Genomic DNA, 14858 nt, shown 5'->3' on the forward strand with positions numbered 1-14858 from the left:
CTGTTCTAGTGATTTAGTTGGATTTTAGTAGTAGATGCAGCCTCCCCATGGGTAAGGCTTGTAGCCACATACAGGTCCGCTATTGTAGGTTTCACACCAGTTTGGAAAATTGGTGAAATCCTCACGACAAGTTTGAGAAAACGAAATTCCCGTAGTTCTCTCATTCAATTCTATGTAGTCGTAAATGCCCTGATTCACTTCTTCTTTGGTCGTCTTGAAATACTCGACGAACTCCAATCCCTCGATATTTTTAGCCGTCACTGCATAGTAGTAGCCAAAACCTTCTAATTGATAGGCTTCTATGTTGGATACTTCCTCTATTCCTGCAAATTGCACTTCGAATCTTTCGAATAACGATGCATCACATACCGTATTCACGAATTCAGAACCGGTAGCTTCCGGATAGGACAATTCAACCACTTCTTCAACGGGTTTGAAACCAACCAGTGCCAAAGCAATCATAGTAAGTGCGAGTGTGTAAATTTTCAGATTTTTCATAGGTTCATTTGATTTGATTCAGAAGGAATTTAAGTGAATCATGATGTAATTACTAATTTTTAATACATAATGTAATTACTTATTTATCATATATAATAACGGTATGAAATAACGACCTGCACAATCGAAAATATTACTTAAAATGATCGAAATCTCCTGATTATCAATTCAGTAATTACTCTCATGGACATCTGATTAAAAAGCTATTTAAGAAATGGATGTTTGGAAAAATATCTTTTGTCTGATTGTAACCATTTTTAAAAATCCTTCACCAACCAGTGCTCAATTGATTGGATAAGCAACCCGAATGCACTAATATCGTTCAGCAATTGAAGCTGCTAAGGCGTGAGGTTGATATGACATTAACAAATCCGGTATTTCTTTGGGGTTTCCTGGCATTGGCCATCCCTATCATTGTCCATCTATTTGCATTTCGACGTACCAAAAAGGTCTATTTTTCTAATATTTCGTTGATCAATCAGGTCAAAGATGAGACCAAATCGAGAAGCCGTTTGCAGCACCTCCTGATCATGGCTTGCCGGTTGTTGTTCTTCTTGTTACTGATCCTGGCTTTTTTACAGCCTTCTTTCAATCAAGGCGAGGAATTATCAAAGAGATCTATTCTGTACATCGACAATTCCTACAGTATGTCAGGAGAAGTAGGGCCAGGAATTTCTGGACTGGACGAGGCGCTGAATCTGGTCAATGCGTATGTGAAGCGACAGCCAAGAGACCATGAGTTTGTGATCCTGACCAATGACTTTGCTTCATTTGCCAGCCGTTTCCAGTCACAAGATGAGACGCTTGATTATTTAACGGAAATCAGCTTCAGTCCCAGATCAAGGACATTTGCATCGGTGATGTCCCGTATTTCCAGCTATCAACAATCTGATGCGAACATATTCCTATTTTCTGATTTCCAACAATCAACGATGGGTTCATTGGAAACGGACGAATCACCATCAGGAAAGATCTATGCAACACTGATTGAAACAAGCGCTTCGGGAAATGTCTACGTAGATACCACCTATCTGCTCAACCCTTTTGTAAATCTGGGTGAAAAGAATGAAGTGATCTTTGATGTAAGAAACACCAGGGAAAGCGCATACGATAACCTGACGCTGCGGCTTTTGAATGAGAACAAACTAGTGGGTTCACAAACAGTGACGATACCACCAGGTGGCAAATCCACGGTCAACTTTGAAATCGACCAGGCTGCCTTGCAGAGCGATCGGCTTATGCTCACTTTCGAGGATTTCCCAGTGACTTTTGACAATGACTTTGCTCTGGCTGTTCCTGCATCGCCTAAAGTAAAAGTGACAGTAGTCACAGAAAATAGTCGGTCCTATCTGGCCCGGGTTTATGGCAATTCCGAATTATTTGACTTGACGATTTTTTCACCGGACAACATTGACTTTTCGAAACTTGCCGGAATAGACTTGTTGTTGATCGAAGGAATGAAAGAAGTCCCGGCCTGGGTATTAGGGCAATTAGGACAAGTGGGACACATGGTTTGGGTCCCGGCAGACGATGTAAATCCTTCTGGTTTTACGCAAGCCCTGGACACCCGCATGAATCAGGTAAATGATTCGATCCCTCTCACCTCCACCATCATGAATCGCAACAATCCATTCTTCGATGGTCTGATCGAACAAACCAACAGTAACCTGGCCTTACCAAAAGTAAAAAGAGTGCTTTCTCATCGACCTACAGTAAACAGTCTGATCGGCAATGAATTTGGAGGCCCGTTCATTACACTTTTCGCTCAGCAAAGTGATATTTATTTATTTACCGCGCCCTTGAACCTGCAATACACAGATCTACCCGAGCATGCCCTATTCGTTCCCATCATGTATCGAATCGCTCAATTGAGTGCTAAAGGAGTCGGTGTATTGGCGCATTCCTTTGATGAGTCCGTGGTTTCTATCGCGAGGCCTGGCGAGGCACAAGGGGCAGTGAAAGTATTTGGTGAAGGCAGCGAGTTCGTACCAAACTACTACTTCACTGGAAAAGCACTGACGATGGAAATGCCTCCTGATGCATTTGATAATGGCTTTTTTCAGGTAGTCATTGATACAGACACCCTGACAACTCTGGCTTTTAACGCTTCCAAAAAAGAATCGGACCTTACGCCGTATTCTGAAGCTGAATTGACCGCCTTAACCGAACTGCTTCCGCAATTGGAATGGGTAGATTATGAGAATGCAACTCAATTGGCCGGGTTCTTCTCAGGAGAAGAAGATCGGGAAGCGCTTTGGAAATATGCACTACTTTTGGCCCTGTTTTTCGGATTGGCAGAGGTAGTTCTGGTAAGGTTTGCCCATCAATCCCTTAATTGATAATCAAAACTATCGTTGGCCTGATCCGACATGTTTAAAAAATCCATCAAATATGCCCTGATTTGTGGTGTTTTCACGATTGGAGCCTTTTTCGTGACCTTTGCCCTGGAAGGCAATCCGTTCTTGGATGTCAGCCATATGATCCTGGATGTATTTATTTTTGCATTGTTCATCGGATTTGCGTCATACGAATACAAAACCCATGAAAAGGCCGGATTCCTGAAATTTTGGGAAGGCATGACCATCTCATTTTTGGTCTACACGCAAGCTACCTTGTTGTTTGGGATCATGTTGGCCATTTACTTTATTGTTTCGGCAGACCCTCTAGAAGCATATCAACAAGCAGCTCTGGCTTTTTTGGAAGCAGAAAAAGAGACATACCTTCAAAAATTTGACGAAAATCGCTACCAACAGGAGTGGAATGACATCCAGAACCTCACGCTTTCTGGACTTTTCCTGAACACCTTGTTGAAAAAAATCATCAGCGGTTTCTTTGTGGCACCTGTAATCTCCATAATTTTAAAAAAGAATCCTAAATAACATCCTCATGGAAGAAGCAACCCAACCCTCAACCCGATCAATTGGTATTAAATATGGTCTCATCTCAGGCCTGGTCGGCATTGTACTTTTTGTCGTTTATGACCTGGCTGGAATACCTAATGACAGTAAAATAAGATGGATTAGTTTCCTACCTGGCATCGTTATCCTGATTTTGGCTCACAAAGCATTCAAAGACGAAGGTAATGGCTACATGTCCTTTGGTCAGGGAATGGGTATCGGTACTGCAGCTGCCTTTTTTGGCTCTTTGTTGTCCGCGGCGATCATGTATGTCTATGTTGCCGTTGTAAGCACAGATTACTTTGAAAGAATGGCCGAACAAAATCTAAGAACCTGGGAAGAGGCAGGCATGTCAGATGCGGAAATTTCTGCAGCCGAGCAATTTTCTGGTTTTATGATGAATCCAGCAGCATTCACGGTCATGGCGCTCATTGGTGGTTTCATTGGCGGTATTATCATGGCATTGATCATCTCAGCGTTCACGAAAAAACAAGATCCTGCGGAGATCATATAATTTTAAGCAGTGTCGGAAGATCCATTGGACCTTAGTTTAATAATCCCAGTATATAACGAGGAAGAATCTCTTCCGAAGCTGCACGATTGGCTCCATCGTGTATTGAAAGAATCGAAGCTGACTGCCGAAATCATTTTTATTGATGACGGCAGTTCAGATCGTTCATGGCCAATCATACGTGAATTTTGTAAACAACAAACACAGGTAAAAGCGCTTCGATTACAAGGCAACCAGGGAAAATCATTTGCCCTGCAAGCTGGTTTCGATCAGGCGCAGGGTGACGTAGTGATCACACTGGATGCCGACATGCAAGACAGCCCGGATGAGATTCCTGAATTGTATCGATTGATCAAAGAGGAAGCTTATGACCTGGTTTCTGGCTGGAAAAAGAAACGCTATGATCCGTTAGAAAAGCGACTTCCATCGCGATTTTTCAATGGCGTGACCCGCTGGGTCTCCGGCATCAAATTGCATGATTTCAATTGTGGACTCAAGGCCTACCGCAAAGAAGTCGTTAAGTCCATCACATTGTATGGAGAAATGCATCGCTATATTCCGCTGCTCGCCAAATGGAATGGCTTTGGCCGGATTGGAGAAAAAGTGGTCGAACACCGTGCCCGCGAATTTGGTAAAACCAAATTCGGTCTGGAACGTTATCTCACTGGCTTTCTGGACCTGATCTCAGTAGTCTTTGTAACCCGATTCAAAAAACGGCCGATGCACTTTTTCGGTGGGTTAGGCTCGATATCAATCTTTATCGGACTCTCGATCACTACGTTCGTTATTGGAGATAAAATCTATCGCATTTCCAGGCATCTGCCCGTCCGAGATGTGGTCGATCAACCGCTGTTCTTTCTCGCGCTTGTGGCGTTGGTCGTGGGTGTCCAATTATTCCTGGCCGGCTTTATTGCAGAATTGATTTTGCGCGTCGTTCCTCGCAAGAAAGATCAGGTGGCGGAGAAACTTAACGGGTAATATGTCTCTGAAGCTTTCCATCATCATACCCGTCTACAACAGACCGGATGAGTTGAATGAACTTCTAGACACGTTAACCGCACAGTCCAGAAAACCGGACGAAGTGATTGTAGTAGAAGATGGCTCTACGATCTCCTCAAAATCCATCACAAAGTCTTTTGAACAATCCTTGCCCATCCGATACCTCGAAAAAGAAAATGAAGGCCAGGGTTTTGCCAGAAATTTCGGTTATCAGCACGCCACGGGGGACTTTTTGATCGTATTTGATTCAGACTGCCTGATCCCATCAAACTACTTACAGGTGGTTGCAGACTTTTTGACGGCTTCTGAAGTGGACGCCTACGGAGGACCCGATGCTGCACATCCGGATTTTACCGTCACACAAAAAGCCATCAGCCATAGCATGACCTCCGTGTTCACCACTGGTGGCATCCGTGGCCGTAAAAAGCATGTAGGGGAATACCATCCTCGTAGTTTTAACATGGGGATATCAAAACGCACTTACGAAGCAACCCAGGGATATATTATTCCATTCATGGGCGAAGACCTGGAGTTCAGTACGCGCATCATCAAACATGGATTTAAGACCGCACTAATTCCTGAAGCTTTTGTTTATCATAAGCGTCGAACGGATCTCAAAAAATTCTATCAGCAGCTCAAGTACTTCGGACGTGCCAGGATCAACCTGACGCGATTTCATCCTGAGCAGATCAAAATAATTCACCTGTTTCCATTGATTTTTAGTTTGGGCTTAGTTGCGAGTCTGTTGTTAAGCTTCTTATGGCCTGTTCTGGGTCTGCCACTCATCGCCACTTATGGCTTTTACTTTTCCCTGATTGCAGTGGAAAGCCTTATCGTGAATCGCTCCCTGGCGGTCGCATTCCTCACGCCCATTGCAGCCTTCCTGCAAATGTTTGGTTATGGCTATGGGCTCACCTATGAATGGATCCGCAAGCTCAGGGGCATTGATCCCAATACGAAGTACATCGAGTTGTACTAAAAGCCTTAATTAGCTTTAAATCTTAATTCTGAAATTTCAAGGTAAACTCCGTACCAACATTCAGAACAGATTTTGCTGAAATGTTGCCGCGATGATTGCGCATAATCTGCTTAGATAAACTAAGCCCAATTCCAGAACCGTTTTTCTTGGTGGTAAAGAATGGAATAAAGATCTTTTTCAAAGCCTCCTCTTCGATACCGGGTCCATTATCATTAATGGTGATCAATACAGCATTTTCGTCACCTTGATTCGCACGGATCTTTAGTAATTTATTTTCCTTACCATCCTCTTCGTTTTCGGCGAGTGCCTGAATGGCATTTTTAACCAGATTGATCACTACCTGCTCAATCTGCTCCTTATCGACGTTGAACAATAGTTCTTCGGGCTCCACATGATAGTCAAGCTCAATACCCTGTTCCTTCATGTCATTTTTCAGTAGTGAAATCACATGTTTGAGAATATCGCAGACCTTATGCTCCTCGATAGTTGGGAGTTTCACCCGGGTCATGTTCCGGAAATCACTAACAAACTTGATTAGACTCACACTCCTGTTGTGAATCGTCTGCAGGGCCAGGTGAAAGTCCTCCACTTCTTCATTGGAAATGGGATTCACATCTCCTTCATTGTCCAGATACCCGCTCAATTCGTCTTCCACCGTTGCTGCTAGAGAAGAAATAGGTGTCACCGAATTCATGATCTCATGTGTCAGTACCCGGATCAGGTTTTGCCAGGCCTCCATCTCCTTCTCTTCTAGTTCACTCTGGATGTTCTGAAGCGATATGAGCTTAAATTCCTTTCCTCTTAGGGAAAGCTCTATCACATAAATGGCTAATTGCACCTCATCACCTTCCCGATTGATCTTGATCAGATCCCTTCCACCTGTTTTCATGGACTCCATGGCATCCACCAGTGCCGGAGAAACACTTCGGATCTGTGAGATGTTCTTCATCTGTTTGATCCCCAATAGTGTTCTGGCGGCGGTATTGATGATCTGGATCTCCCCGATCTTATCAACGGTAATGATCCCGATGCCCACATGCTGAACGATGGTCTTGAGGTAGGTATACTGCGCCTCTTTTTCCGCTCGGATTTCCCGGAATTTTTTGATCACCGAATTGAATTCACGGTATACCAGATCCATGCTGGATTTGGTCGCGCGTTCAGGATAAGTGAGCGAAAAATCGTCATAATGGATGCTCTTCAGAAACGTGACCAGTTCGCGATTGACTTTATTCAGAAATTGGTACAGGTAATATACCTGACCAAGGATCAAAACTAAAAAGAGCCCCTGAGTGAAAGTATACGCATCAGAATTGGCCAAATTCGTAAATACGTAAATGGTCCCGATGAGTAAAGCAACTCGGGTGACTAATTGAACTTTGAAGTTCTTAAAGACCATACTTTTCCAGTCTTCGATAGAGTGACGCCCGTGTCAGTCCTAGTTCTTTGGCTGCTTTTGAAATGTTGCCATTGTGCTTATTGATCACACGTTCGATGACACCTTTTTCTACATCATCCAGGTTGTAGCTGTCAGGCTCTGCCGTTTGAACGGATTCTTGTTTCTGAGAAAGGAAGAAGAAATCTTCCGGATTCAACGTATCCGAATCCGACATGATGATCGCCCGTTCAATCGCATGTTGTAATTCCCGGATATTTCCTGGCCAGCTGTATTTCTGCAGCTTCTTTACCGTACCCGGTGCAATTTTAGAAATCGGTTTTCGGTATTTGTTCGCGTACTGTCTGGAAAAATGATCTGTCAATAATGGAATATCTTCTATCCGTTGACGCAACGGTGGTAACTGGATCTCCACGGTATTGATCCGGTAGAGCAAATCCTGTCGGAACGTATTTTCTCCCACCATTTCGTACACAGGCATGTTGGTTGCGCAAATCAGTCGAATGTCAATGGGCAACACTTTATTGGATCCAATTCTTGTAACCTCCCTCTTTTGAATTGCTGTCAACAACTTCGATTGCAGTGGCAAGCTCAGATTGCCGATCTCATCGAGAAACAAGCTTCCTTTATTGGCAATCTCAAACCTTCCGGCACGGTCTTCTTTGGCATCTGTAAATGCTCCTTTCTTATGACCAAACAACTCACTTTCAAACAGGGTTTCAGTGATTGCTCCCATATCCACGCCAATAAATACATTGTCTTTCCGCAAGGATTTCTGGTGGATTGCACGGGCAATCAATTCTTTTCCGGTACCATTTTCACCGAGGATCAGTACGTTGGCATCAGTAGACGCTACTTTCTCGATGATCTTGAATACACCTTTCATGGCCTCACTGTTACCAATGATGTCCTTGAAGGCCTGATTACTGTCGTCTTGTAGCTGCTTTTTGGTTTGTTTTAGCTGTGAGACTTCTTCGTAGGACTTTTTCAATCGTGAAGCCGATGACAGTGTAGCGATGAGTTTCTCGTTTTGCCACGGCTTCAATACAAAGTCGGTAGCTCCGGCTTTCAGTGCTTTCACGGCCATCTCTACATCTCCAAAAGCCGTGATCAGAATCACCACCGCCTGTGGATCCTTGTCCAGGATCTGTTCCAACCAATAGAAGCCTTCCTTTCCACTGGTAATGTCCTTGCTGAAGTTCATGTCCAGCAAAATCAAATCATACGTGTGATTGTTGAGCAAAAAAGGAATCTTCTTTGGATTCTTTTCGATGGTCACTTCCTTCGCATGCTTTTTCAAAAGCATCTTTGCTGCCAACAAAACATCTTCATCGTCATCGATGATCAATATTTTACCTAATTCTTTTTCCACGGATGTTTGCATAAGTTTCTATTGGTCAGAAATTGTGCCACATGCATTCTGACCGCTCAAAGCAGGTAAATTACACAATTAGTGTTCATTTACGAACAATGAATCCAAAATTACTTGTCCACTAGAGTACACTATTTGATATATGGCAATATAACCTTCTTTAAAGTCGATGGATACTGAATTGATCCCTACAAGGCATTACAACTAACTCATCATTTAACATGACATTTAGTTGATCACCAACAATAGTAAAAAATAAGGAAGCCTTTCATTTAATGGTAAAAAAGCGCGGCCTTGTAAGGGGGACTTTAGCTCCTTTTGTTGCTCATTCTATCCCAAAAGAGGTCCTGAAAGTTCTGTTTTTGTGAAATAAGGATGTATGACAAGTTGATTGGTATTTTCACAAGATCCGGTTAATACGTTGGATCCTTATACGCATCCGGGCCTTATGAGTTGTCTTGTCCGAAATAGGCCACTTATTATACGCAGGTGTACACCGAAAATCAACTCCGTAAAATTAAACAACTGAATATCAGTGCATTATGAATTATGGAACACTCTGTGCCATAAAGTCGGCAGGTTAAAACTCAAATAAAGTTATGAAGAACAAAAAAAGCTTGTTGGCGGTACTGGTCCTACTGTCAGCAATCGTCGTAAACGCGAACGTCGCAAACACGAACGTCGCAAATCCGAATTTCGGCAAGGACAAAGTGCTCAACAAAGCTCGAAAAGCTGTAGCCAGCAATTTTGATAACAGCTGGAAAGTCTTTGCTCAATCTGCAAGCATGATCATCAAGGAAGATGTAGCGTTGGAAGAAGCCAAATCATGGTTAGACGCCTCCCTTAAGATCCAAAAGACTTCTTTCAACTTAGAGGTAATGGGTGATTACTATTTCGCGACTGGCGATAAGAAATCTGCCATCAAGTATTACCATGAAAGCCTTGTGCTGTTGAAAGAGACCACCCTAAATCCGGATACTGGTCAATTGCAAGCGAAGATCTGGAAATCCAGATAAGCATAAGACGCTGAATCACGCTTTCAGCACGTAATAGAACGTTTTAAACTAAGTAGTAAAATTCTCTTTGAAAATGCCACGGTTTTGCCGTGGCATTTTTTTTAAAAAAAGAAGGAGGCCAACACGACGCCAGCCTCCCCCAACCTAAATACGTAATCGTTTTATTTCTTCAATTCCTGAACCAGGCATGCTCCTCCGGTCAAAGCACTGTAAGAAAGAATCAGCAAAAACATGATCATGAAAGGAACAATCAAATTCCCGCTTTCTCGATAAAATTCGGATTTAGACTGATTGACCCATTCAGACTTGTTTAAGGAGAATTCTGCTGTCTTTTCGATATGGGTACTTTCTAAACTGACTTTAGGACTGGCCTCCATTGTGCTACAACTGGTGAGAAAAATGATGATGAGCATCAAAACGCCAAAAAATAATTCCGATGATTTGACTGCTGAGGATCGGTGGGTAGATTGGTGAGCGTTCATATCAGGTACGTTTCCATTAATTCGGAGTGTACCCTACAAATGGTTGCCAGTACGTCGAAAAAATTATCCTGCTACCTTGGCCAGAGGGAGAGCAATATGAAAAGTGGTTCCTTTCCCTTGCGCCGTATCTACGCGGATCTCGCCTTCATGTTCTTCAACAATTCCTTTAGAAATAGACAATCCAAGGCCTGTGCCCGTACCGACCTCCTTCGTAGTATAAAAAGGATCGAAAATCTTTGGTAACACTTTTTCGGGGATCCCGGGGCCATTGTCTGATATACTCACTACTACTTTTTGATCCTCCTCGGCTAAATAAGTCTTAACTGCGATAATGCCCTTTTCACTTACCTCTATAGATTGTATTGCGTTAGAAACGACATTGATGATCACCTGGCTCACTTTTCCAGGGTTTCCATTCACCTTCGGTATGGTCCCCAGATCTTTATTCACCTCAACTTTTCCAACAATAAGGTGATTGAGCAACGTCAATGCCGATTCTACAGATTGATTCAGGTCAAAGGCACTTTTAACCGTATTGCCTGCCGAGGAATAAATGCGCAGGCTTTTCACAATTTCTGAAGTACGGCGCACCCCATGTCGAAGGCCATCCAATAGCTGCGCCAATTCGTCTTTGATGATCGAATATTCAATTTTCTTTTTATGGACTTCACTGACTGCCAGCATCTCTTCGATCATCTGTTGCGGATCCTGACCATCTCTATTACTCAAATATTTTCGAAGTTGTTCTTCCTGCTCTTCCCGAATCGCTTCAAGTTTAAACAGATCACCGACGATCTTACGTATGAGAATGGCATTACCCTGTACATAGTTGACAGGATTATTGATTTCATGGGCCAGCCCGGCAGTCAATTCTCCCAAGGACGCAAACTTTTCAACTTCCACCAATTTTTTTGTTGCCTCTCCAAGCTCACTCAGGCTTTTCTTCAAAGACTGGTTATTGGCATTGGCCATGGCTCGGAAAACATAAACGAAGAAGAAAATAACAATGGCCGAATATGCGTGATTGGAAAAGTTAAATGCCAATAACATATCATCCCTTATCAAATTGATCGGGTCAATGAAATAGGTATCTGAAATGCCTAATCCAAACAAAAGGAATAAACTGATACCGAAAAAGACGAAAATGCGTTTCTGATAGGTGAAGAAAAAACTAAACAGGGCTGCAACGATCAAATGCGGAGCGGCGGAAGACGAAATTCCTCCGGTAAGGGCGATATGTATGAAAAAGCTCAGGTAACCAAATCCGACCGCTATAACGAAGAATTGCTTCTTTGCTCCGGTCCAAAGTACCAAAAAGTGCAACAGTAAATAAACAAGAACGATGCCCAGACAGATGTAAAACATCATACTCCAGGGATCAAAGATGAGATAAAAAAGCAGGAAGTAACTTGCTGATACGAATGACCCTGAGGTAAACCAGCTATATAACTGTGTCTTGTCTTTCGGCTTTCTTAAGAATGCATTTCTAAGGCTTTGACTGGCCATTTTTTCGTATCGGACAGATTTTCTGGAATCCAGGTAAAGATAACTATGCGTGTATAGAAAAGGTTGATCTCAAATACCTCGAACATGCGATTTTACTATTTTTTCATCATTAAAAAAAAGTGAGTTCCAAACTAGATTAGATTTGCGCTCGAATCAATATACATATGGAGTTTAGCGACGTAGCATCAGTTTCAGGAAAGGGAGGATTATTCAAAGTTCTAACACCCACTCGCACAGGAGTGATCCTTGAGTCTTTGGATGGATCCAAAAAGAAGTTAGTGGCAGGAATGCAAACGAAAGTATCGGTACTTTCAGATATTTCTATTTACACGATCGATGGCGAAGGGGCAGTTCCTTTGCAGGATGTCATGGTCAAGATACATGAAGAATTTGCAGGTGATACCGGGCTATCTGGAACCAGTGATTCTGAAGAGTTAAAATCGTTTTTAAAACACGTGCTTCCTAACTATGATGAGGATCGTGTATATGTATCGGACATCAAGAAACTAGTCAACTGGTACAATAAGCTCGCGGCGGATTATCCGGAAGTCTTTACGGCAGATGCTGACGAAGAAAGCACGGAAGAAGATGCTACCCCTGCCGAGGAGGAAAGCAAAGATTAATCCTCATATTTCTTTTTAACAGAATTAGGCACCTTACAATCTTCCGTTCTGCGGGTGTCCACCAGATGGAAGATCTTCCAACCATTATCGGTTAGCATCAGGTGAAATGCGTCTACACCACAATGGTGAAAAGTATTGCCCAGGTAAAAAGCGTAATCCACCCATACGGAAGCGAGCGCACCATCAATTTCAACGCGTTCGTTCCAGATGGGCTCGTTATAGGCCTGATCTTTGGGAGCACTAACTGCTTCTGCAAACTTCTCTAATGAACCTTGCCGTTTAAAGACTTTGCCTTCTTTGTCATAAGCCACCGTGAACATAGCGGCATCTGCCGTAAACGCCCCTTTCACCATTTCGCCGTTATTGCTAGCCATGCCATCAAAGACTGATTGTACCACTTTCATGATTTCCTGTTCCTGCGCTTGTGAGGACAGTATGATAAAGAGTGATATGACTGAGAGCAGGTACCGTAGAAACTTCATAATTTACATTTGATGGACAAGGAAACAGGATTAATTACCCTACAACTTATTCAATCGGCCTTACCGACTCAAAGCGATTTTGATAAAGGTGACGAATTTAGTTTCGACCGGCTACTGGATTGGCTCACGCAACAAATAGACCACCTCATCGATTACGATTACAAACATCTGGTAGAAGCCCTCTATCGCATTGATGTTCCCGAATCCAAAGTTGCCGAAATCCTCAATGGTGATGTAACCAATGTCTCCAGAAATCTAGCCAAAGCTATTCTTGAACGTCAAATGAAAAAAGCTGCGACTCGGATCAAATACCGGGATTGGTAAAGAAGTTCTTTTACAGTTTCACGGAATTCATGTAAATTATGCCTTTCGGATATGATCACGACCATTGTTCTTGTGGTACTAGGGCTGTATGTAGCCGCAAACTTTGTCATCTATTTTTGGCAGGAGAAGTTCCTATTCAAGCCTGAAAAACTTCCCTCAGACTTTGAATTCAAGTATGGCGACATTGAATTCATGGAATACAACCTGGAACCTGTACCTGGCGTCAACATCAATGGGATTCATTTCTGTCAGGAAAAGCCCAAAGGTGTCGTACTTTACCTCAAAGGGAATAGTCGATCCATCAAAGGTTGGGGCCGATTTGCAGTGGATTTTACGCGTTTGGGTTATGATGTGATCATGATAGATTACCGCGGTTTCGGTAAGAGTACGGGTAAACGAACCGAAGATGGCATCAAACGAGACTTGCAATACATCTACGATGAGATCAAAAAGCAAGTCGAAGAGAAATACATCATCATTTACGGACGCTCGCTTGGATCTGGCTTTGCTGCTAAACTGGCTTCTACCAATAATCCAAGGATGTTGATCCTTGAATCACCTTATTATAGTGTGCGGCACGTAGCAAAGCGCTACACACCTTTTCTGCCCCTTTCGTTGATTTTACGGTTTCCAATAAGAACCTATAAATGGCTCAAACATGTGCAATGTCCCATCAAAATTCTGCATGGCACCAATGACAAATTGATCCCTTATAAAACAGCAGTAAAGCTATCTAAGATCAATCCGAAAATCACCCGACTTTATTCTGTGATTGGCGCTGGCCACAACAACCTCTACACCAAAGAAGAGTATCATCGAATGCTGGACGAAATCCTTAACTCCAAGCTCCCGGAAGCCATTAGTCCAAAAGAGACAAGCATTAGTTTCACCAGAAAGAAAAAACGCAAAAAGGTCAAACTTTGAGTTTCATCAAAATAACGATTGGTGTTATAGTCGGGCTGTACCTACTTATGGTCCTGGTCTTGTACTTTTTTCAAGAGAATTTCATCTTTCTAGGCGAACCTCTATCTCAGAATCATCAATACACGTTTGATTCGCCTTTCGAAGAACGCAACTTTGAAATGACAGATGGTGCCGTGATCAATGCCCTTCATTTCAAAGCAGATTCCAGTAAGGGGATCATCTATTATCATCACGGCAATGCGGGCAACCTAGATCGATGGGGCGGCATTGCGGAGTATTTTGTGCAGTTCGGATACGATGTATTGATCTACGACTATCGAGGTTATGGTAAAAGTACCGGAACAAGAAGCGAAAAAACACTCCATCAGGACGCTCAGCACGTTTATGACGAATTATTAAAGGAATGGCCGGCCAAACAGGTCATTCTTTATGGACGGTCTTTAGGCTCAGGAATGGCTTGCCAGGTAGCTGCCAATAACGATGCAAAAATGCTGATCCTGGAAACCCCATTCTACAGCTTACAAAGCATGGCCAGTTGGCGCTTTCCTTTCCTCCCAACCAGGCTACTGGTCAAATATGACATGCTCAACTGGAAGCGATTGCAAGAAGCTGATCTACCCATCCACATCTTCCATGGTACCGAAGATGGTGTGGTTCCCTACCGGTCAGGTAAAAAACTCTACGATTCCGTTCACGACAAAGCCACCTTCACCACCCTCGAAGGTGCTCAACACAACAATTTAATTGAGTTTCAGGGGTTTCGGGAGGGGGTTAACTCACTATTGACCCCAGACATCTAGCAAAACACACAGGTAATTCCAATTGAAAATACTGGATTGGTATTTTAAT

16 protein-coding genes are annotated in these 14858 nt (G+C 42.9%); 10 read left to right on the forward strand and 6 right to left on the reverse strand.

Features of this window, described 5'->3' with window-relative positions:
• Positions 1–24 precede the first annotated feature (24 nt).
• Positions 25–498 carry a hypothetical protein gene (locus tag R8G66_15925; GenBank protein ID MDW3193861.1) on the reverse strand — a complete coding sequence of 158 codons (474 nt, stop codon included), beginning with the start codon at positions 496–498 and terminating at the stop codon, positions 25–27.
• Positions 499–788: 290 nt separating this feature from the next.
• On the opposite strand from R8G66_15925, the gene R8G66_15930 reads away from it, so the two are divergent.
• The 5 genes from R8G66_15930 to R8G66_15950 are packed head-to-tail and all read left to right on the forward strand — an operon-like array spanning position 789 to position 5884.
• Positions 789–2837, forward strand: coding sequence for a BatA domain-containing protein (locus tag R8G66_15930; GenBank protein MDW3193862.1), 2049 nt, complete (start codon positions 789–791; stop codon positions 2835–2837).
• A gap of 30 nt (positions 2838–2867) precedes the next feature.
• Positions 2868–3377: a DUF4199 domain-containing protein gene (locus R8G66_15935; protein ID MDW3193863.1), complete on the forward strand. Its 510-nt coding sequence runs from the start codon at positions 2868–2870 to the stop codon at positions 3375–3377.
• Positions 3378–3384: 7 nt separating this feature from the next.
• Complete coding sequence (locus tag R8G66_15940) at positions 3385–3909, forward strand: DUF4199 domain-containing protein (GenBank protein ID MDW3193864.1); 525 nt, start codon at positions 3385–3387, stop codon at positions 3907–3909.
• A gap of 9 nt (positions 3910–3918) precedes the next feature.
• On the forward strand, positions 3919–4884 hold the full coding sequence (locus R8G66_15945) for a glycosyltransferase family 2 protein (protein MDW3193865.1): 966 nt from the start codon (positions 3919–3921) through the stop codon (positions 4882–4884).
• Between the two features lies 1 nt (position 4885).
• A complete protein-coding gene (locus R8G66_15950) occupies positions 4886–5884 on the forward strand; it encodes a glycosyltransferase (GenBank protein ID MDW3193866.1) in 999 nt (332 codons plus the stop codon).
• A 22-nt stretch (positions 5885–5906) separates the two neighbouring features.
• Here the strand turns inward: R8G66_15950 and R8G66_15955 are convergent, their stop codons facing one another.
• Entirely contained in the window at positions 5907–7283 is a 1377-nt protein-coding gene (locus R8G66_15955) for an ATP-binding protein (GenBank protein MDW3193867.1), read from the reverse strand.
• Positions 7273–8664, reverse strand: a complete 1392-nt coding sequence (locus tag R8G66_15960; GenBank protein ID MDW3193868.1) for a sigma-54 dependent transcriptional regulator — start codon at positions 8662–8664, stop codon at positions 7273–7275. Before R8G66_15960 ends, R8G66_15955 begins: the two co-directional genes overlap by 11 nt.
• Positions 8665–9251: 587 nt before the next feature.
• Here R8G66_15960 and R8G66_15965 point away from each other — a divergent pair.
• Positions 9252–9668 carry a hypothetical protein gene (locus tag R8G66_15965; protein MDW3193869.1) on the forward strand — a complete coding sequence of 139 codons (417 nt, stop codon included), beginning with the start codon at positions 9252–9254 and terminating at the stop codon, positions 9666–9668.
• Between the two features lie 161 nt (positions 9669–9829).
• Here the strand turns inward: R8G66_15965 and R8G66_15970 are convergent, their stop codons facing one another.
• Positions 9830–10150 carry a hypothetical protein gene (locus R8G66_15970; protein ID MDW3193870.1) on the reverse strand — a complete coding sequence of 107 codons (321 nt, stop codon included), beginning with the start codon at positions 10148–10150 and terminating at the stop codon, positions 9830–9832.
• Between the two features lie 63 nt (positions 10151–10213).
• Positions 10214–11656 (reverse strand): ATP-binding protein, encoded by a 1443-nt coding sequence (locus tag R8G66_15975; protein MDW3193871.1) that lies wholly within the window; start codon positions 11654–11656, stop codon positions 10214–10216.
• Positions 11657–11820: 164 nt separating this feature from the next.
• On the opposite strand from R8G66_15975, the gene R8G66_15980 reads away from it, so the two are divergent.
• The gene (locus tag R8G66_15980; GenBank protein ID MDW3193872.1) at positions 11821–12279 is read left to right on the forward strand and encodes a DUF5606 domain-containing protein; all 459 of its coding nucleotides are present in this window, start codon (positions 11821–11823) and stop codon (positions 12277–12279) included.
• Here R8G66_15980 and R8G66_15985 read toward each other — a convergent pair.
• The gene (locus R8G66_15985; GenBank protein MDW3193873.1) at positions 12276–12761 is read right to left on the reverse strand and encodes a nuclear transport factor 2 family protein; all 486 of its coding nucleotides are present in this window, start codon (positions 12759–12761) and stop codon (positions 12276–12278) included. The genes R8G66_15980 and R8G66_15985 overlap by 4 nt on opposite strands.
• 12 nt (positions 12762–12773) lie before the next feature.
• On the opposite strand from R8G66_15985, the gene R8G66_15990 reads away from it, so the two are divergent.
• The 3 genes from R8G66_15990 to R8G66_16000 are packed head-to-tail and all read left to right on the forward strand — an operon-like array spanning position 12774 to position 14809.
• Positions 12774–13085, forward strand: coding sequence for a hypothetical protein (locus R8G66_15990; GenBank protein ID MDW3193874.1), 312 nt, complete (start codon positions 12774–12776; stop codon positions 13083–13085).
• Between the two features lie 51 nt (positions 13086–13136).
• Positions 13137–14009, forward strand: a complete 873-nt coding sequence (locus R8G66_15995) for an alpha/beta fold hydrolase (GenBank protein ID MDW3193875.1) — start codon at positions 13137–13139, stop codon at positions 14007–14009.
• Positions 14006–14809, forward strand: a complete 804-nt coding sequence (locus tag R8G66_16000; protein ID MDW3193876.1) for an alpha/beta fold hydrolase — start codon at positions 14006–14008, stop codon at positions 14807–14809. The genes R8G66_15995 and R8G66_16000 overlap by 4 nt, the downstream gene beginning before the upstream one ends.
• Positions 14810–14858: the final 49 nt, after the last annotated feature.

The sequence above is a fragment of the Cytophagales bacterium genome, assembly GCA_033344775.1.
Lineage (GTDB): Bacteria > Bacteroidota > Bacteroidia > Cytophagales > Cyclobacteriaceae > JAWPMT01.

Excerpts from the sequence above, each read along its gene's own strand:
- R8G66_15975 (MDW3193871.1), bottom strand. The coding sequence starts at position 11,656 with ATGGCCAGTCAAAGCCTTAGAAATGCATTCTTAAGAAAGCCGAAAGAC.
- R8G66_15985 (MDW3193873.1), bottom strand. The coding sequence starts at position 12,761 with ATGAAGTTTCTACGGTACCTGCTCTCAGTCATATCACTCTTTATCATA.
- R8G66_15935 (MDW3193863.1), top strand. The coding sequence starts at position 2,868 with ATGTTTAAAAAATCCATCAAATATGCCCTGATTTGTGGTGTTTTCACG.
- R8G66_15940 (MDW3193864.1), top strand. The coding sequence starts at position 3,385 with ATGGAAGAAGCAACCCAACCCTCAACCCGATCAATTGGTATTAAATAT.
- R8G66_15960 (MDW3193868.1), bottom strand. The coding sequence starts at position 8,664 with ATGCAAACATCCGTGGAAAAAGAATTAGGTAAAATATTGATCATCGAT.
- R8G66_15980 (MDW3193872.1), top strand. The coding sequence starts at position 11,821 with ATGGAGTTTAGCGACGTAGCATCAGTTTCAGGAAAGGGAGGATTATTC.
- R8G66_15965 (MDW3193869.1), top strand. The coding sequence starts at position 9,252 with ATGAAGAACAAAAAAAGCTTGTTGGCGGTACTGGTCCTACTGTCAGCA.
- R8G66_15995 (MDW3193875.1), top strand. The coding sequence starts at position 13,137 with ATGATCACGACCATTGTTCTTGTGGTACTAGGGCTGTATGTAGCCGCA.
- R8G66_15955 (MDW3193867.1), bottom strand. The coding sequence starts at position 7,283 with ATGGTCTTTAAGAACTTCAAAGTTCAATTAGTCACCCGAGTTGCTTTA.
- R8G66_15925 (MDW3193861.1), bottom strand. The coding sequence starts at position 498 with ATGAAAAATCTGAAAATTTACACACTCGCACTTACTATGATTGCTTTG.
- R8G66_15970 (MDW3193870.1), bottom strand. The coding sequence starts at position 10,150 with ATGAACGCTCACCAATCTACCCACCGATCCTCAGCAGTCAAATCATCG.
- R8G66_15990 (MDW3193874.1), top strand. The coding sequence starts at position 12,774 with ATGGACAAGGAAACAGGATTAATTACCCTACAACTTATTCAATCGGCC.
- R8G66_15950 (MDW3193866.1), top strand. The coding sequence starts at position 4,886 with ATGTCTCTGAAGCTTTCCATCATCATACCCGTCTACAACAGACCGGAT.